14 protein-coding genes are annotated in these 18658 nt (G+C 72.0%); 9 read left to right on the top strand and 5 right to left on the bottom strand.

What is annotated here, in order from left to right:
- Positions 1-21: 21 nt before the first annotated feature.
- Together F0L68_RS24660 and F0L68_RS24655 are read right to left on the bottom strand one after the other, a co-directional pair.
- Positions 22-1998 carry a sigma-70 family RNA polymerase sigma factor gene (locus F0L68_RS24660; RefSeq protein WP_149852176.1) on the bottom strand — a complete coding sequence of 659 codons (1977 nt, stop codon included), beginning with the start codon at positions 1996-1998 and terminating at the stop codon, positions 22-24.
- A gap of 59 nt (positions 1999-2057) precedes the next feature.
- Entirely contained in the window at positions 2058-2381 is a 324-nt protein-coding gene (locus tag F0L68_RS24655; protein WP_149852175.1) for a YciI family protein, read from the bottom strand.
- 157 nt (positions 2382-2538) lie between these two features.
- Between F0L68_RS24655 and F0L68_RS24650 the strand changes: the two genes are divergently transcribed.
- From F0L68_RS24650 to F0L68_RS24630, 5 genes are all read left to right on the top strand, one after another.
- Complete coding sequence (locus F0L68_RS24650) at positions 2539-3225, top strand: DUF998 domain-containing protein (protein ID WP_149852174.1); 687 nt, start codon at positions 2539-2541, stop codon at positions 3223-3225.
- A gap of 82 nt (positions 3226-3307) precedes the next feature.
- Positions 3308-3682: a DUF1801 domain-containing protein gene (locus tag F0L68_RS24645; RefSeq protein WP_149852173.1), complete on the top strand. Its 375-nt coding sequence runs from the start codon at positions 3308-3310 to the stop codon at positions 3680-3682.
- A 33-nt stretch (positions 3683-3715) separates the two neighbouring features.
- Positions 3716-6250: an NACHT domain-containing protein gene (locus tag F0L68_RS24640; protein ID WP_149852172.1), complete on the top strand. Its 2535-nt coding sequence runs from the start codon at positions 3716-3718 to the stop codon at positions 6248-6250.
- Between the two features lie 38 nt (positions 6251-6288).
- The gene (locus F0L68_RS24635; RefSeq protein WP_149852171.1) at positions 6289-6843 is read left to right on the top strand and encodes a CGNR zinc finger domain-containing protein; all 555 of its coding nucleotides are present in this window, start codon (positions 6289-6291) and stop codon (positions 6841-6843) included.
- Between the two features lie 94 nt (positions 6844-6937).
- On the top strand, positions 6938-8053 hold the full coding sequence (locus F0L68_RS24630) for a glycoside hydrolase family 3 N-terminal domain-containing protein (protein ID WP_223199102.1): 1116 nt from the start codon (positions 6938-6940) through the stop codon (positions 8051-8053).
- Positions 8054-8059: 6 nt separating this feature from the next.
- On the opposite strand, the gene F0L68_RS24625 is transcribed toward F0L68_RS24630, so the two are convergent.
- A complete protein-coding gene (locus tag F0L68_RS24625; protein WP_149852170.1) occupies positions 8060-9049 on the bottom strand; it encodes a zinc-binding dehydrogenase in 990 nt (329 codons plus the stop codon).
- A gap of 150 nt (positions 9050-9199) precedes the next feature.
- On the opposite strand from F0L68_RS24625, the gene F0L68_RS24620 reads away from it, so the two are divergent.
- The 3 genes from F0L68_RS24620 to F0L68_RS24610 all read left to right on the top strand — a co-directional run bounded on the left by F0L68_RS24620 (position 9200) and on the right by F0L68_RS24610 (position 13916).
- Positions 9200-9895, top strand: coding sequence for an AraC family transcriptional regulator (locus tag F0L68_RS24620; RefSeq protein ID WP_223199101.1), 696 nt, complete (start codon positions 9200-9202; stop codon positions 9893-9895).
- A gap of 93 nt (positions 9896-9988) precedes the next feature.
- Complete coding sequence (locus F0L68_RS24615; protein ID WP_149852168.1) at positions 9989-10837, top strand: siderophore-interacting protein; 849 nt, start codon at positions 9989-9991, stop codon at positions 10835-10837.
- A gap of 538 nt (positions 10838-11375) precedes the next feature.
- Positions 11376-13916 carry an ATP-binding protein gene (locus tag F0L68_RS24610; protein WP_188316800.1) on the top strand — a complete coding sequence of 847 codons (2541 nt, stop codon included), beginning with the start codon at positions 11376-11378 and terminating at the stop codon, positions 13914-13916.
- A 64-nt stretch (positions 13917-13980) separates the two neighbouring features.
- On the opposite strand, the gene F0L68_RS24605 is transcribed toward F0L68_RS24610, so the two are convergent.
- Positions 13981-14415: an STAS domain-containing protein gene (locus F0L68_RS24605; protein ID WP_149852166.1), complete on the bottom strand. Its 435-nt coding sequence runs from the start codon at positions 14413-14415 to the stop codon at positions 13981-13983.
- A 234-nt stretch (positions 14416-14649) separates the two neighbouring features.
- The gene (locus F0L68_RS24600; protein ID WP_149852188.1) at positions 14650-16056 is read right to left on the bottom strand and encodes a benzaldehyde dehydrogenase; all 1407 of its coding nucleotides are present in this window, start codon (positions 16054-16056) and stop codon (positions 14650-14652) included.
- Between the two features lie 406 nt (positions 16057-16462).
- Here F0L68_RS24600 and F0L68_RS24595 point away from each other — a divergent pair.
- A partial coding sequence (locus F0L68_RS24595; RefSeq protein ID WP_188316799.1) for an AfsR/SARP family transcriptional regulator occupies positions 16463-18658 on the top strand: 2196 nt, incomplete at its 3' end.

The raw sequence follows: 18658 nt of genomic DNA, 5'->3' as shown, positions 1-18658 counted from the left end.
ATTTTTCGATGGCCGGACGGATCAGCGCCGACCTGGTTCGCGCGGCCTGAGCTGCCGCAGGGTGTAGCCGTTGCCTGTCGGGTCCAACGCCTTCGTCGCCTGCTTGAACAGGTACTCGGCGCGCTCGTAGGACAGCCTGCGGCGGCCCGTCTCCGGACACAGGTCGGCCGCCGCCGGCATCCTGGCCGGGGCGGGGCGGCGGTCGGCGAGGAACAGCGGGCCCCTGGCCCGGCCGGCGATCAGTTGGGGGAGCAGCCGCGCGGTCTCGGCCCGCCAGCTCACCCAGGTCTCGCCGGCGCGGGCCCTGCGGTCGTCCAGGTCAAGGTGCTCGATGTCGAGCGACAGCACGGCGGTCACCCTGGCCGCCGACTCGTGCAGCAGCCGCCACAGCGTCCGTTCCCGCAGCGGCAACCCCGGATCCCAGAGCGCGGCGAGCCCTGCCGGGTCGATGGTCGCCGTCGGGGGCCGCGTCTCGGCGCGGCGGTCCAGGCCGGCCGCGAGGTCGTCGAGGGACACGAAGGCGCAGAACGACCGGACGGCCGACCGGTGGCGGTTCCACGTCTTCGCGGCCGCCCCGCCCCAGTCCGTCGCGAACACCCGGGCCACCTGGTCCGCGGTCAGCGAGGCCAGCGGCAGCCGCTCGCCCAGCCGCAGGCACAGCCGCCGCATCGTCTGCCCGTAGGAGCGGACCGTCGCCGCGTCCAGCTCGGGGCGGGCCAGGAAGTCCTCGGCGGCCTGCCCCAGCGTGACGCCGGCGGGTTCCTCCTCGGCGATCGCGTCCGCGCGACGACGCAGGAACGCGCGCTCGGCGACGTTCCTGGCCAGCGACGCGGCGCGCTCGAACTCCGGCCGCGCCTCGGCGTGCCGGCCGAGCCGGACCAGCAGGTCGCCCCGGACACCGGGCAGCAGGTGGTAGTCGCGTAGGGCAGGGTCGTCGACCAGCGCGTCGACCAGCGCGAGCCCGGCCTCGGGTCCGCGCGCCATGCCGACCGCCACCGCGCGGTTGAGCTGCACGATCGGCGTGGGCAGCAGCCGCGACAGCGCGTCGTAGAGGGCCGCGATCTGCGGCCAGTCGGTGGCCTCGGCGGTGCGGGCCTGCGCGTGGCACACGGCGATGGCCGCCTGGAGCACGTACGGTCCCGGTCGGCCGCCGAGGTCCCGCGCCCGCAGCATCGCGCTGAAGCCGCGCCGGATCAGCAGCGGATCCCAGCGGCCCCGGTTCTGCTCGTGCAGCTGCACGGGCTCGCCGGACGGCCCGGTCCGCGCGGCCGAACGGGACGCCTGGATCTCCATGAGCGCGACCAGCCCGTGCACCTCGGCCTCGTGCGGCGACAGCTCCGCCAGCAGCCTGCCGATCCGCAGCGCCTCAAGGCACAGGCCGGGCCGCATCAGGTCGTCGCCCGAGGTCGCCGAGTACCCCTCGTTGAAGATCAGGTAGATGACCTCGAGCACCGACGACAGGCGCTCGGCCAGCTCCGCGCCGTCTGGCAGCTCGAAGGGCACTCGCTCCTGCGCCAGCGTCCGCTTCGCGCCGGCGATGCGCTGGGCGATCCTCGGTTCGGTGGACAGGAACGCCCGCGCGATCTCCTCAGCGGTCAGGCCGCCGAGGAGTCGCAGCGTCAGCGCGACCCGTTCCTGCGTCGGCAGGACCGGGTGGCAGGAGATGAACATCAGCCGCAGCACGTCGTCGCGCTCGGGCTCCTGCTCGGGTTCGTCCCGCTGCTGGTCCAGCTCGTGGGCGAGCTGTTCCTGCTTGCGTTCCAGCCGCTGCGCCCGCCGGATGTGGTCGATCGCGCGGCGCTTGGCGATGGCCATCAGCCAGGCGCCGGGGTTGTCGGGAACGCCCGTGTCCGGCCACTGCTCCAGCGCGGCCACGAGCGCGTCCTGAGCCAGTTCCTCGGCGAGGCCGACGTCGCGCACCAGCCTGGTGAGGCCGGCGATGATCTTGGCCGACTCGAGCTTCCACACCGCGTCGATGCTGCGATGGGTGTCGGTCACAGCGACGATGACAGCACCGCCCGGGTCTGCTGGCAAACCCGGGCGACGCCATCCGCTGATCACGGGCCGAAGACCTGCTGGATCACGCTCTCGCCGTCGCCGACGATCTTGCGGAAGCGGCGGCCGAGCTCGATGGCCTCCTCCTTGGAGCGGACCTCCACCAGGGCGAAGCCGACCACGGCCTCCTTGGCCTCGGCGAACGGCCCGTCCGTCACGGAGATCTCGCCGCCCGTGGAGACCAGGCGGACCCCGCTCGGCTCGAGACCTCCGGTGGCCAGCAGGACACCGGAGGCGGTCAGTTCCTCGATGAACTTGCCCATCTCGACGAACAGGGTCTCGTCGGGGGTGGTGTCGGACTGCTTGGACATCATCAGGTAGCGCATGGGATCGGTCCTTTTCTCTCTGGCGGAGCTTCGGTTGCTCTGCCTACGTCTCGACGTCGAACAAGTCAATGTGACAGGGAACGGCACCGTTCCCTGTCACATCACTCGATCGACGTGGTGGCGAGCACCGAACACCACAAACCCGAGAGGCACCGACATGACCGCCATCCAGCTCCCCGCCAGCACCGCCGCCGCGACCCAGGCCAGCAAGAGTCAGGCCAGCACGACCACCCGCCGCCTGCTCACCTGCGCCGCCGTCGCGGCGCCGCTGTGGGCGACCGTCTCGCTGGCCCAGGCCGCCACCCGCGAGGGCTTCGACCTGACCCGCCACCCGCTCAGCGCGCTGAGCAACGGCTCCCTCGGCTGGCTCCAGATCACCAACTTCCTGCTCGCCGGCCTGCTCAGCGTCATCGGCGCGACCGGCCTGCGCCGGGCGCTGCGCGGCACCCCCGGCGGCACCTGGGCGCCGAGGCTGCTGCGGATCAGCGGCCTCGGCATGATGGCCGCGGGAGTCTGCACGATGGACCCGGCGGACGGCTTTCCGGTCGGCACTCCCTACGGGATGCCCTCGGCAATGACCTGGCACAGCTACGGCCACCTCGCCGCCGGCACGATCACCTTCTTCTCCCTCATCGCGGCCTGCTACGTCCTTGGCCGCCACTTCAGCCGCGCCGGGGACCGCCGCAACGCCATCGCCTCCCGGATCGCCGGCGCCGCCCTCGCGATCGGCAACGGCTGGGCCATGAGCGGCGCCAAGCCCGGCGCGTTGATCCTGGCCGTCGGCGCCATCACCGCGATGCTCTGGGTCGCCTCGGTCGCCGCCCGCTACCGCCGCTCCGCCTGACCTCGCGGCCTGACCTCTCCGCCTGACCCGACCGCACAGACCGTTCCGAAATCCCCGCACACCAATCACCAAGGACACCGACATGCCCGCGTTCGCCACCGTCCAGGACTACGTCGACTCCCTGCCGGAGTCCCAGCGCGAGATCGCCGACACGCTGCTGCCGCTCATCGACGCCGCGCTGCCCGGCGCCGGTGCGGTCTGGCACGGACACCCGGTGTGGAGCCTGGGCGCCGCCCCCGGCAAGGCCACCGTCTGCCACGTGAAGTCCTACCCCAAGTACCTAACCTTCGGGCTCTTCCGAGGACAGGAGATCGCCGACGCGGCCGGCCGGCTCGAGGCCGGTTCGCGGACCATGGCCAGCGTCAAGCTCCGCAGCACGGCCGACATCGACGGCGACCTGTTCGCCGACTGGCTGCGCCAGGCACGCGAGGTCGAGCAGTCCGCCGCCCGAGGGTGACGGTCGCGGAATACTGGATGAATGGGGCCTGAGGTGTCACCGAGCAACGATGCGGCGAACAGGGTCGACGGCGATGTGCACGGGATCGTCATCCAGGCCGGCGCGATCGGGGGCGGCGTGCACCTGCACCAGCCGGTCCGCCCCCACGAGCCCTTCACCGCCGCGTACCGCGAGTTCACGGCCCGCACCCTCGACGGCTTCGAGTTCTTCGGTGTCGACCCGCGCGGCGTCCCGCGCCGGCACCGCTTCGACGCGGGCTACGTGCCGCTCACGCTGAAGGAACGCGACGCCGGTGACGGCGTCACGGTGAACGTCGGGACCAGGGCGGACCAGGCGCTCGGGCAGTGCCACAGGGCGCTGGTGCGGGGCGTGGCGGGATCCGGCAAGAGCACGCTGCTGCGGTGGATCGGCGCGGACGCCGCGCGTAGCGCCGACGCGGACGGCCCGGTGCCGTTCATCCTGGAGCTGGGCCGGTTCGCCGGGGGCCGGCCGCCCGCCCTCGCCGACCTCGTCGCGCCGACGTTGCGCCAGGGCATGCCGACGGGCTGGGTTGAAGCGATGCTCGCCGGGAACCGGGCGGTGCTGCTGCTCGACGGGTTGGACGAGGTCCGGCCGCGCGAACGGACGCACCTGGAGGACTGGGTCGAGGAGCACCTCAACCTCTATCCCGGCATCCGGTTGATCGTGACCACGCGGCCGTCCATCGTCGCCGAGCAGTGGTGGGTGGACCGCGACTTCCAGCGGTTCGACCTGCTGCCGATGAGCCGCTACAGCATCGAGCGTTACGTGCACGGCTGGCACGAGACGGCGCGCGCGGACCACCCGGCCGGCCCGGCTGGCGAGGCGGAGCGTGCCGAGCTGACCCGCTGCGAACAGGGCCTGCTCGCCACCCTGTCCAACCGGCCGGCGCTGCGCGGGATGAGCGCGAACCCGTTGCTGTGCGGCCTGTTGTGCGCGCTGCACCTGGAACGCGGCGAGCACCTGCCGGAGAACCGCAAGCAGATCTACGAGGCTGCGGTGGACCTGTTGCTGCGCTGGCGACACCTGCGCCGCAGGCGCGGCGTCATGGCCAGGGGCGCGCTGGCGCGCGGCGACTCCGCCGAGGGGGAGCCGACCGAGGGCATCGACTCGCCGCTCAACGACGAGGAACTGCTGAAGCTGTTCCAGCGCCTGGCTTTCTGGCTGGTCACCAACCGACAGCAGGTGCTGCCGCCGGACGTCGCGGTGCGCAGGGTCGAGTCGTACATGTTCGGCCTGCGGCACGGCGACGCGGACCCGGCGCGGGTGGTGCACTACCTGACCCACCACAGCGGCCTGCTGCGCGAGCAGTCCGACGGCTCGCTGGAGTTCCTGCACCGCACGTTCCTCGACCACCTGGCGGCCAAGGAGGTGGTCGAGGAGGAGAACCTGAGCCTGATGCTCGACAACGCCGACAAGCCGCACTGGCACGACGTGGTGGTGATGGCCGGCGCGCACGCCCGTCCCGGCGAGCGAACGAGGATCCTGCTGGAACTCCTCGACCGCGGCAGGGCCGACGAGGAGCACCGGGACGCCCTGTACCTGCTCGCGGCCGCCATCCTCGAACAGACCGCCGTACTGCCGAGGCACCCGCAGTCGCCCGATGTGCGCGCCATGGTGACCGAAGCGATGGCCGAGCTGGTCCCGCCCCGCACCTCGGCCGCCGCCGACCAGCTCGCCGCCGCTGGCCAGTTCGTGCTCGACCTGCTGCCAGGGCCGAAGGGACTGACCACCCAGCAGGCCGAGCTGGTGGTGCGCGCGGCGGCGCGGATCGCCGCGCAGTGGAACCCGCCGGGCGCCGTGGAGAAGATCCTCCAGTTCATCGCCGCTCCCACCAAGGGCATGATCAGCCAGCTGCTGGAGGTCTGGGGTCGGCTCGGCGACTACGAGACCTACGCGCGGGACGTGCTCAGCGAGATCGACCTCGGCCGCGTCATCGTCGACATGCAGGCCGGGCGCAGGATCGAGCACATCGGGCACCTGCGCACCATCACGGCGCTGGTGCTGCGCAACGACATCTTCAACCTCAGGCCGCTCGCCGACCTGCCGAGGCTGCGCTGGCTCCAGCTGCGCGGCAACGCCACGACCGACGTGGCACCGCTGGCGAACGCCCCGTCGCTGCGGGTGCTCGTGCTCGACGGGTGCGCGACGCGGGCCGGCACCCAGCCCGTGAAGCTGGCCCCGCTGCGGACGCTCGGGCTGCGCAGGCTCCGGCTGTCCGGCCTCACCACCCGGATCGACCTCGCGGACCTGGCCGGGTTCCGGTTGGACAGCCTGTGTCTGTGCGTGCGGCCGCACGGCTCACGCGCGCTGCCGGCCGATCTGCACGTCCGGCACCTCTGCCTGGCCGCGGGCGGCCGCCGCACCGATTTCACCGGGGTGCGGGGCGTCCGGTCGATCGTGCTGGACTGGGCGCCGGACCAGGACGAGCTGGCCGCGCTCGCCGGGATGCCGGAGCTGCGCAGGCTCGTGGTGTGGGACGTGCCGCCCGGCACGGCGACCCCGACGCTGCCGGGCGTCGAGGTGACCGTGCGCCACCGCCCGGCGTGACCGCAGCGCGGTAACGGCAGAAGCGTTACAGTGCGGGCATGGACGATCTCGCGTTCCGGTTCGACACCGGGGCGACGTGGCTCAACCTGCTCGCCACGCGCGGCCGCAGCTTCAGCGCCCACCCGGTGGAGCGGCTGGCGACCGTCGACCTGCTGGGGGAGTGGCTGGCATGCAGCGAGCTGACCCCCGGCAGGCGGTTGACCCCGGCCGACCTCGACCTCGCCCTGACGCTGCGGGAGACCCTGCGCGACCTCGCCATGGCCACCGTGACCGGCGAACGCCCGCCACCGGCCGCCGCCCGCAGGATCGCGGAGTTCCTTGCCGCACAGGATGATCCGGTCCGCCTCACCGTGACCGACCGGGTGGTCCGCCGGCCCCCGGCCACCGCGACCGCCGCGCTCGCCAGGATCGCCAGGCAGGCCGTGGACCACCTCACCGGCCCCGAGCGACACACCCTGGTGCTGTGCGACGAACAGGACTGCCGGGGCGTGTTCGCCGACCCGACTGGCCGCCGCCGCTGGTGTCCCGCACCGGCCTGCGCCAGCCGCGGCCGGGTCCGCGCCATGCGGGAGCGCCGCCGCGCGGAAGCCTGACCCGCCGAGGCCCACCCCTTTTGGACCTCGCGGACACGAGCGCCCGTGCACGACCCTGGTGCCCCGGTCCTGTCGCACCCGTGGGAGGAACCTCGTGTCCACGCCGAGAACACGCATTCGCGGCAGGCGGTTGACCGTCGGCCTGCTGTCCCTGCTCGTCGCCGGACTTTCCATCCTCCCGACGGCACAGGCCGACCCGGCCGCGCCCAGCTGGCGGCAGCTCGCCGGCCAGCGGATCGTGTACTCCTACTCCGGCCTGACCCCACCGGACAGCCTGCTGCGGCACATCCGCGCCGGCGAGGCGGCCGGCGTCATCTTCTTCGGGGAGAACATCTCCAGCGAATCCCAGATCGGCGCCGTGATCACCCAACTGCGGCAGGCCCAGGCTCAGAGCCCGATCCACCTGCCGCTGCTGCTGATGACCGACCAGGAGGGCGGGCTGGTCCGGCGGTTGCCCGGCGAGCCGGTGCTGTCGGAGAAGCAGATCGGCCAGGCGGCCGACCCGGTCGCCGCGGCAACCGCCGCCGGCACCGGTGCGGGCCGCAACCTCGCCGGGGTCGGCATGAACGTCAACCTCGGGCCGGTGCTGGACGTGTACTACCAGGCCGGCAACTTCATCGACCAGTACCAGCGGTCCTACAGCAACGACCCCGGCACCGTCGCCGCTCTCGGCAGGGCGTTCGTGACCGCCCAGCAGGCCGCCGGTGTCGCGGCCACCGCCAAGCACTTCCCCGGCCTCGGTTCCGCGACCGCGGCCCAGGACACCGACGCCGGCCCGGTCACCCTCGCCTTGTCGCGCAGCCAGTTGCGCTCCGTCGACGAGGCGCCCTATCCGGCCGCGATCGCCGCCGGGGTCAAGCTCGTCATGGTGTCGTGGGCGACCTATCCCGCCCTCGACCCCAACCGACCGGCCGGCCTGTCGCCGACCGTCGTCGGGCGGGAACTGCGTGGCCGCCTCGGTTTCACCGGCGTCACCGTGACCGACGCCCTGGAGGCGGGCTCGCTCGGCGCCTTCGGCACCACCGGCCAACGCGCGGTCGCCGCCGCCCTCGCTGGCATGGACCTGTTGCTGTGCGCGGCGCGCGACGCCACCCAGGGCGCGGACGCCGCGACCGCGCTCACCAACGCCCTCGCCGGTGGACAACTCGACCGCGCCGCCTTCCACGCGGCCGTCGGCCGGATCTCGGCGCTGCGGGCCGGCCTGCGCTGACGCGCCTTAGGGCACCATCACGAGCTTCCCGGCGGCGTTGTTGTTCTCCATGTGCTGGTGGGCCGCGACGATGTCGTCCAGACCGAAGACGCGGTCGACGTTGGGACGGTAGACGCCTGCCTCGACTTCGCGGACGACCCGCTGCAACACGGCCGCGCCCGCGCCGCCCTTGAGGTCGTCGCTGTGGAACGCCGTGAGCTTGGTTCCGGACGGGATCTTCGCGATGGGTTCGAAGTCCGGGATGAGCCACCCGCTGAGCGAGCCCGAAACGCACACCGTCCCGCCACGACGGACCAGGCGCAGCGAGTCCACCGCCGTGTCCGCGCCGACAAGATCTAGCACGTAGTCCGGACCCTCGGGCCAGATCGCGTGCACGCTCGCCGCCAGCGACCCGCCGTCGTCGACGAGCACGTGGCCGACGCCGGCCGCGGTCAACGCGTCGACCTTGTCCCGCCGTCGAGTCGTGGCGGCGATCTCGACACCGTGGCCGGCCGCGATCGACGCGGCGGCCATGCCAACCGACGAGGTCCCGCCACGGATCAGCAACCGTCCCCCGGCACCGGGCGCGACCCCCAGCGCGTCCAGCGAGCCCTGCGCGGTCAGGTACGTCTCGGGCAGCGCGGCCAACACGTCCCAGGGCAGCGTCGTGGTGACCGGCATCAGCAGCGAGTTCGGCAACAACGCGTACTCCGCATAGCCGCCGTCGAACGCCCGGCCCATCTCACCCATCACCGCCGCGACGGTCGTCCCCTCCGGCAACAGGGGATCGGTCGAGGCCGCCACGACTCCCACGCCCTCGATCCCCAGCACACGCGGGAAGGCCACGTTGGGGGAATGTCCCTGACGGGTCCTCAGCTCCGACCGGTTCAGGCCCGCGCCCTTCACCTGCACCAGGCTCCAGCCCGCCCGAACCGCCGGCACCGGCAGCTCACGGATCTCCAGCACCTCGGGGCCACCCGCCCGGACACAGACCGCCGCTCGCATCGTCTTGTTCATGCGTCAACCATCGCCGAAACGCCGTGCGGCGGGCTACCGATAGAATGCCAACTTATGCCTGTTGGCCGCCAACCTCCTCAGCCCGGTCCGACGTCACGGCTGTGGCCGTCCGGAGGGGCGCATCTGTGGCCGTCGGGCGGAACGAGCTCGATGCAGGTCCATACGCGCGGGCACCTGGTGTACGCGGCCCGCGGCGTCCTGTCCGTGCGCACCGAACGCGGCACCTCGATCGTTCCCGCCAATCGGGTCGCCTGGACCCCGGCCGGGTTCGCGCACTACCACCGCGCGCACGGCCACACCGACATGCGGATCGTCTTCCTGCCGGCGTCCCTGGCCCGGCTCGTGCCGGACCATCCCGTCGTGCTCACCGCCTCCGACCTCGCCCGCGAGGTCCTGCTCGCCCTCACCAACACACCCGACGACCATGACCGCGCCGCGAGCGGCCGCCTCCGCCGAGTCCTCGTCGACCAACTCCGCGAGGCGCCCGAGCAGCCCCTGCAACTGCCGGAACCGCGCGACGACCGGTTGCAGGCCGTTGCGCGGCTGCTGTACGACAATCCCGCGGACAACACCTCGCTGGCCGAACTCGGGCAGACGATCGGGGCCAGCTCCCGCACGCTCAGCCGCCTGTTCCACCGCGAGCTCGGCATGACCTTCTACGAGTGGCGCACACAGCTGCGCGTCTATCACGCACTCGTCCTGCTCGCCGACGGCCACGACACCACTCGCGTCGCCCACGCGTGCGGATGGGCGAACCCCAGCGGTTTCATCGCGGCCTTCACCAACCTCATGGGCACCACGCCCGGCCGCCACCGAACCGGTCACCGGCGCCGCGACGTCCCGTGACCCGGACTGTGTCCCGTGCCTCGGCAAAGTCAGGAGCGTTCCGCCCGATCCTCGGTTAGGCTGCCCTAACTAATCGTTTGGGGAGGCTTTTCAATGGCGGAACAACAGCGACGCAGGCCCGCGCGCCCGCATCGCGCGCACGTGCTGCGCACCGAACGGCTCACCCCGCACATGATCCGGGTCGTGGTGGGCGGGCCCGCGCTGTCGGGCTTCACGATGGGCGACTTCACCGACCACTACATCAAGCTCCTGTTCCTCCAGCCCGGCGTCGACTACCCGCAGCCGCTGGACCTGGAGGTCGTCCGCCGCCACTTCCCGCGCGAACAGTGGCCCGCCTCGCGCACCTACACCGTGCGCTCGTTCGACGCGGACACGCTCGAACTGGCCATCGACTTCGTCCACCACGGCGACGAGGGCCTGGCCGGCCCGTGGGCCGCCCACGCGCAGCCCGGCGACGAACTGCTGTTCAACGGTCCCGGCGGCGGCTACGCGCCGAGCCCCGACGCCGACTGGCACCTGCTGGCCGGCGACGAGAGCGCGCTGCCCGCGATCTCCGCCGCCCTCGAGCGGCTGCCGGCCAACGCGCCGGCCAGGGTGTTCGTCGAGGTCGCAGGCCCGGAGGAGGAGCAGGCGCTCGCCGACAACGGCAGCACCGAGGTCGTGTGGGTGCACCGGGCGGACGCGCCGATCGGGGAGAAGCTGGTCGAGGCGGTGCGCGGGCTGACGTTCCCGGACGGGCGGGTGCACGCGTTCGTGCACGGGGAGGCGAAACTCGTGAAGGAACTGCGGCACGTGCTGCGCGTCGAGCACGGCCTGCCCCGCGAGCAGCTGTCGATCTCGGGCTACTGGCGGCGCGGCGTGAACGAGGACGGCTGGCAGTCCTCGAAGTCCGACTGGAACCGTCAGGTCGAGGAGGCCGAGGCGCGCGCCATCGCGTCCTGACGTCGGTTCGGGCGGGGCGGGGTCAGCGGGCTGCGGTCCGGTGTTCCCGCCCCGCGGCCGAGTCTGAGCCCGACCAACCTGACGATCAACCTCGGGCATCCCGCTAGGTCGCCGCCGTCGTCTGGATCATCCGGCGGGCGACGAGTTCTCCTGGACGTCGACAGGCCGAACGGACCGGCGGACGCGGCTGTCCGGGTTCGTCCGGGGTTGTCCGAGACGGTGGCCCGACGACCCTCGCCGCGCTCATGATTCGAGGCGCCGAGATCAGCCGTTTGTCCAAAGGGGAGCCGAATGAGTCACCAGTCCAGGCCGGCCGAAACCCGCTGGGTCGTCCCGTTGGTCGCCACCGCTCCCGCTGGCAACCTCACGGTCACCCTCGCCTGACACACGACCTCGACGGTCGGCGCCGAGATAGCCTGCCGGAGCCGACCGACCACCATCCGTGATGATTCCGCCAGTTCGGCTAAATCCGACGACCCTGGCCCCGTCCTGATCTATGGTTCGCGCATTCAGCAGCGTGGGCGGGGGCAGAGCGGCCATGACGGAGTCTGCGGAACAAGCGGGGCCGGACGCGGCGGACAGTGTCGCGACGTTCGTCGAGCAGTTCCGATCCCTCAAGGTGCAGGCGGGCAACCCGTCGCTGAACGACCTGGCCCGCCGCGCCGGGGTGCCGCGCAGCACCGTGGCCGACGCGTTCAGTCCGCAGCGCCATCGGCTGCCCCGCCTCGAACTCGTCACCGCCCTTGTCCGGGCCTTCGGCTGCCCGCCGGCCGAGGTCGACCGCTGGGAGTCCGCCTGGAAGCGCGTCGAGCGCACGCTGCTCGGCCTGCCCCCGACACCGGCCAGGGGACACAGCTTCCTGCCACCCGACGTCCCCGACTTCACCGGACGGTCCGAGGAGGCCGCCCGGCTGGTCGCCGAGATCGAGACGCGCGCCGCCAGCACCGTGGTGATCTCCGCGATCGACGGCATGGCCGGCGTCGGCAAGACGACCCTCGCCGTGCACCTCGGGCATCGGCTGCGCGCGCGGTTCCCCGACGGCCAGTTCTTCCTCGACCTCCAGGCGCACACCGCCGGCATGGCACCGGTGGAACCTGCGTCCGCGCTGCACATGCTGTTGCGCGCCTGGGGAATGGCCACCGAAGACATCCCCGACACGCTCGCCGAACGCGCCGCCGCGTGGCGGTCCGAGGTGGCCGACCGCAGGGTGCTGCTGGTGCTGGACAACGCGGCCAGCGCCGACCAGGTCTGCCCGTTGCTGCCGGGCACCCCCGGCAGCCTGGTCCTCGTCACGAGTAGGGCCGGCATGCCTGGACTCGTCGGGGCGCGGTCGCTGTCGCTGGACGTGTTGCCCTCTGCCGAGGCGGTCGACCTGTTCGCGCAGGTCCTCGGCGAGCGCGCGGACGCCGAACCGGACGCGGTGGCCGAGGCGGTCCGGCTGTGCGGCGGCCTGCCGCTGGCGATCCGGGTCGCCGCGGCCCGGCTGCACCACCGCTCGGCCTGGACGGTGCGGGACCTGGTGCGCCGACTCGCCGAGGGGCGTCGCCTCACCGAACTGTCCACCGTCGACGGAGGAGTCGCGACCGCGTTCGCCGTCTCCTACCGGCAGCTCAACGCCGAGCAGCGGCGGATGTTCCGGCTGCTCGGCGTGTTCCCGGGACCGAGCATCGACGCGCTCGCGGCGGCCGCGCTCGCCGACCTGCCCGTGGACCGGGCCGAGGCGCTGCTGGAGGAACTGCTCGACGTGCACCTTGTGCGGCAGGACAAGGTCGGCCGCTACACCCTGCACGACCTGCTGCGCGACTACGCGCGAGCCACGGCGCAGGACAAGGAGCCCGCAGACCACCGCGAGGCGGCGATCCACCGGCTCCTCGACTACTACCTGCGGGTGACCGACCGGGTCGGCGACCTGCTCGCGCCGGACCGTCCCCACGTGGAGCTTCCGCTCGAGCCGTGGTCGCTCGCCGTGCCGGTGCTCGACGACCAGGCCGCGGCGCTCGCCTGGGCGGACGCGGAGCGGCCCAACCTCGTCGCGGCGCTGCGGCGGGCCGGCGACCTCGGCCTCGACCACTACCTGCGGCACATTCCGCGCAACCTGACCAAGTACCTCATGTTCCAGTGCACCCTGGACGAGAACGTCGCCGTCCACCAGACCGTGATCGAGTCGGCCCGCCGCACGGGCGACTGGGTGACGGAGCTGCGCAGCTCCGGCAACCTCTCGGTGCCCTACCGGCAGGCCGGTGAGTACCGGCTCGCGCTCACCTACGCTGAACGGGCGGTGGCGCTGGCCAGGATGTTCGACCCGCGCAGCCTCGGCCCGAACCTCAACAACCTCGGCACCGTGCTCGCCGTGCTCGGCGACTACCCACTCGCCATCGCGCACTTCCAGGAGTCGCTGGCGGCGTACGCGGCGGCCGGGCTCGACACGCACAGGTCAGGGTCGGCGGCCCGCAACCTCGGCGCCGTGCTGAACATCGTTGGACGGCACGACGAGGCGCGCGAGCTGCTGTGGCGGGCCGTGGAGATGGCGCGGGCCGCGGGCGACGAGTGGTCAGAAGCGTTCGCGCTCAACGAGTTCGGCACGGCCATCGCGCGACTCGGGCGACGCGACGAGGCGATCACCCACCTTCGGACGGCGCTGGCGATCGGCGCGCGGACCGGCGATCCCCGCAGTGTCGCGCAGGTGCGCGGCAACCTCGCCGAGGTGCTGCGTCAGGCCGGGCGGCACGACGAGGCGGTCACGCACGTGCGGCGCGCCATGGCCGACCTGCGCACGCTGCGGGACGTGTCGCAGCTGGCCGACCTGCACCACGTCCTTGGGCTGATCCTGCACGACCTCGGCCGGTTCCAGGGCGCGCTGGCCGAGCACCGGCGCGCGCTGCACCTGGCCGACCCGATCGGCGATCTGCTGGAGCAGTCGCACGCCCATCGCGGCATGGCCCTCGCGTTCGACGCGCTCGGCGAGGTGCGCTCGGCGACCGAGCACTGGCGGCTGGCGCACGAGGGCTACGCCCAACTGGGTGTTCCGCTGGCGGTGGAGGCCGCGCGGCGCCTGACGGCCGAGGGCGAGCGAGTCTGAGCGACGGCGCCGACCAGCCACCCGCCCGCTCCGGCCGGCACGCACCGTTCCCGCGAGGCCGCCGTCATCGGCCGAGGCCGGTCGGCCGCGCGATCCCGCCCGGCAGCGCGGCGGCGAGCGTCGCGCAGACCACGAGCGGGTGGGTCGCCGCGGCCAGCATGAGCGCCCTGCGCACCGTCCGGGTGTCGGCGACCAGCCGCAGCTCGACGTGCCGGGCGCCGGCCTGCTCGTTCGCCTCGATCAGCACGCCGAGGCCGGCCACCGACAGGAAGCCGACCCGCCGCAGGTCGACCACCAGCCTGCGCGGTGTCCACCTGGCGAGACCCGCGAGCAGACACGCCGCCAGCGTCGGCGCGGTCAGCATGTCGACCTCACCCGCCACCTTGACCACCGCGACGGAGGGCGGTGCCCAACGGGTGTGCAGGAGGAGACCGTGGCCGAGCCGCGGGGTGGACAGGGGAGTGGCTGGTGCGTCGAGCTGGTGCGCTGATGCGGCCATGGCCGGGTCCCTCATCTGCCGACACGCGACGACTGCCTGGCGGACATGGTTTCGACGGCCTGACCAGGTCCGGTCGACTTCGCTGGATGAATGATCGCCGAGGGCGCGAGGTCCGGGCACTTCCGACAAGCGTGCAGAACCATCGTAAGGCCGTCGAAGCGCGCTCCACCAGCCGCGCAACGGCCCATCCTGTTCGGGCGGTGGGAGTCCTGACCGCCCCGACTCCGGAACCGATCAGAACGGGTAGGCGGGCGGCTCGGCCCGCATGGTGACCCATCGAGTCTCGGTGAACGCCTCGATGTTCGCCGCCGCACCGCCGAACCGCGACCCGGTGCCGGACGCCGCGACTCCGCCGAACGGGCTGGTCGCCTCGTCGCTGACGGTCTGGTCGTTGATGTGCACGATGCCGGTCGGGACCCGGTCGGCCAGCGCCAGACCCCTCATCACGTCACGGGTCACGATCCCGAGCGACAGACCGTACTCGCTCGCCGTGGCGAGCCGGATCGCCTCCTCCGCGTCGGAGAACCGCGCGACCGGGGCCACTGGTCCGAAGATCTCCCCGGTGAACGCGGGTGCCGCCGGGGTCACCTCCGACAGCACTGTCGCGGAGTAGAACAGCTCCTCGAACTCACCGCCGGCGGCGACCCGCGCGCCGGCGTCGACGCTCGCGGTGACCAGGCCGTGAATCTTGTCGCGCTGCCCGGCGTCGATCACCGGGCCGAGCGCGACCTCCGCGCGGGCCGGGTCGCCCACCCGCAACGCCGCCGCCTTCGCCGCGAGCCGCTCCACGAAGTCGTCGTAGAGCCGTTCGTGCACCAGGTGTCGCCCGGTCGTCATGCAGATCTGGCCCTGGTGGAAGAACGAGCCGAACGCCGCGAGGTTGGCCGCCTCGTCGACGTCGGCGTCGTCCAGCACAACGAGCGCGGAGTTGCCGCCCAGTTCCAGGTGCGTCCGCTTGAGGTGCCGGCCCGCCAGTTCGCCGACCCGCCGTCCCGCGCCGGTCGAGCCGGTGAACGAGATGACCCGGACCAGCGGATGGGTGACCATCGCCTCGCCGACGTCCGCGCCGCCGGGAAGTAGTTGCAGCACGCCGGGCGGCAGCCCGGCCTCCTCGAAGATGCGCGCCATCACCACCCCGCCGGTGACGGTGGTGCGCAGGTCCGGCTTGAGGATGACCGCGTTGCCCAGCGCGAGCGCGGGGGCCACGGAGCGGATGCCCAGGATGATCGGCATGTTGAACGGCGAGATGACGCCGACGACCCCGGCGGGCACCCGCCGCGCCATTGAGAGCCGAGGTTCTTCGCTGGCAAGGAGTTGGCCGTGCGGATGGCTGGGCAGCGCCGCCGCTTCGTGGCATTCCTGCTCCGCGACGTGCAGGCCGAACCTGGCCACGGCGGGCACCGCGCCGACCTCGCGCACGTTCCACCACGAGATCTCGTCGGCGTGCTCGCCCCACAGCTGCGCGGCCCGGCGAAGCACGGCCGCGCGCCGCACATGCGACGTCGACGCCCACGAGCGCTGCGCTTCGGCCGCGGTCTCGGCCGCCACGGCGAGATCGTCGAGGGAGGCCAGCCCGATCCGGCCGAGCACCGCGCCGGTCGCAGGCTCGACGACGTCGCGACCGCCACCGGAACCGGGCATCCACTCGCCCCCGGTGAAGATCCGACCCGTCCACGTCCGCTCGTCGAGCAAGGTCGCTTTGTCCACTGCGTCCGCCACCGGAGGCCACCCTTCGTCGCGAGATTGGGCAGACCGTAGGTCGAGGTCTCGCGTCGAGCAAGATCGCGTTTCAACTGGACGGAAGTCGGTGGCGCCGTCCCTCCGACCAAGGTCATAGACGAACGCGGCCTGCTCTTCGGCACGGCGTGAGTGCCGCCACGGGCCCAGATGCCAGACCACCGCTAGATCTTGTTGCTCTCGATGGGGGAACTCGGCGAATCCAGGTCAGGTTCGGACGAGGCTTCGCTACGTTGCTTGAGCCGGCCGGCGACGGGGGCCAGGGTAGTCCGTACCGGTGGTGCCGCATGAGCAATGCCGGAGGCGTGTCGTGGAGTTTCGGATCCTGGGGCCGATTGAGGCGTGGGGCGCGGGCGGCCAGGCTCGACTGTCCGGTGCGAGACAACTCGCGTTGCTGACAGCGCTGCTCCTGCACGCCAACCGCGTCGTTTCGGTCGAGCAATTGGGCGAGGCCATCTGGGGCGAGAAGCCGCCTGCCAACGCGAGCAAGGCGTTGCAGACCTACGTCTTCCGACTGCGCCGCGCCCTGGCCGTCGTCGAACCGGGAGCCGGCAAGCATCTGACGTTCACCTCCGGGTATCAGTTGCGGGTCGAGCCCGGCGAGCTGGACCTTGAGGTGTTCCGCGACCACGTGCGGCGTGGCCGCACCGCGGTGAGCGCGGGCCGGTCTGAGGCGGCGGGCGAGGAGTTCGGGTCCGCGCTGAAGCTGTGGCGCGGCCAAGCCCTGACCGGGGTGTCGGGACCGTACTTCGGGCCGCAGGCCGCCCGGCTGGAGGAGGAACGGCTCATCGCTGCGGAGGAGCGGGTCGACGCTGACCTCGCCGTGGGCCGGGACGCCGAGTTGGTAGCAGAACTACAGTGCCTGGCCACCGAACACCCAGTACGCGAACGCCTGCACGGTCACCTGATGCTCGCGCTGTACCGCGCCGGTCGACAGGCTGACGCGGTACAGACCTTCCACGACCTCCAGGACCGCTTGGCCGACGAACTCGGCATCGACCCCGGTGGCGAGATCGCCGAGCTGTACCAACAAATCCTGCGCGGTGACCCCGACCTGGCTGTGGTCCGACCAGCCGGAATGCCTGCCGCCCGCAACGACCTTCCCGGCGACGTCCTCGACTTCACCGGTCGCGACGCGGAAATGACCCGACTGCTGGCCGCGCTGTCCGGCGATGGCGACGGATCGACAGTGGTGATCGAAGCCATTGACGGCATGGCCGGTGTCGGCAAGACCACCCTCGCCGTCCATGCCGCCCACCGACTCGCCAACCAGTACCCCGACGCCCAGCTGTTCATCGACCTGCACGGCCACACCACCGAACACGAGGCCACCGACCCCTTCACCGCCTTGCACGTCCTGCTGCGCGCACTCGACGTGCCCGGCGACCAGATCCCGCACGAACTGGATCAACGCGCCGCGCGGTGGCGAGCCGAACTCGCAGAACGCAAAGCGTTGGTGGTGCTGGACAACGCCGCCAGCGCCGCCCAGGTCCGCCCCCTACTGCCTGGCGCGACCGGCTGCCTGGCGCTGATCACCAGTCGCCGCAGGCTCGCTGACCTGGACGCCGCACAGACCCTCTCTCTCGACTTGCTCCCGCTCCAGGACGCGATCGCCCTGTTCAGCCATGTCGTCGGACACGATCGCGCCGCCGCAGAACCCGAGGCCGTAGAGATAGTCGTGGACCTGTGCGGCTACCTACCACTGGCCATCCGCATCGCCGCCGCGCGGCTGCGCGCTCGCTCCGTCTGGACTGTTGGTCACCTGGCGGACCGCCTCGGACAGGGCCGGCGCGCGCTCACCGAACTGGCCACAGGGGACCGCAGCGTCGCCGCCGCGTTCACCCTGTCCTACCAACACCTTTCCGGCAGTCAGCAACGCCTGTTCCGACTACTGGGCCTACACCCCGGTCCGAGTTTCGACGCCTACGCAGCGGCGGCGCTGGCGGCCATTGATCCGGGCGACGCCGAAATCCTGTTGGAGGCGTTGGTCGACGTCCACCTGCTTCAGCAACCAACATCGGGCAGGTACCAGTTCCACGACCTGCTACGCCAACACGCCCGCAGCACTGCAGACACAGCCGAATCCGAAATGGAGCAAAGTCGGGCCCTGCACCGGCTGGTCGAGTTCTACCTGCACACCGCGCATAACGCCGACCGGCTCCTTAATCCGCACCGCCCGCCCATCCAGCTCGACTCGCCTCGGCTGGACCACATCCGCCCGCTGCGTGATCACACGGCGGCGCTGGCCTGGTTCGACACCGAGTACCCGTGTCTGCTGGCTGCCCAACGCACCGCCAGGACCCGTCAATGGCACCAGGCCGTATGGAACATGGCGTGGACCCTGGGCACTTTTCACGAGCGGCGGGGACATCTGCACGACCGGCTCACCATGTGGCGGGCCGGGTTGGCTGCGGCCGAGTACATCTCCGACCCCGTCACCCACATCTTCGCTCGCCGCCTTGTCGGCTACGCCTGCGCGGAGGTGCGCTGCCTGTCAAGTCAAGTG

This window comes from Solihabitans fulvus (genome assembly GCF_008386585.1).
GTDB classification, from domain to species: Bacteria; Actinomycetota; Actinomycetes; order Mycobacteriales; family Pseudonocardiaceae; genus Solihabitans; species Solihabitans fulvus.
The sequence above is the reverse complement of the archived record's forward strand: the minus strand, read 5'-3'. Positions and strand labels throughout refer to the sequence as shown.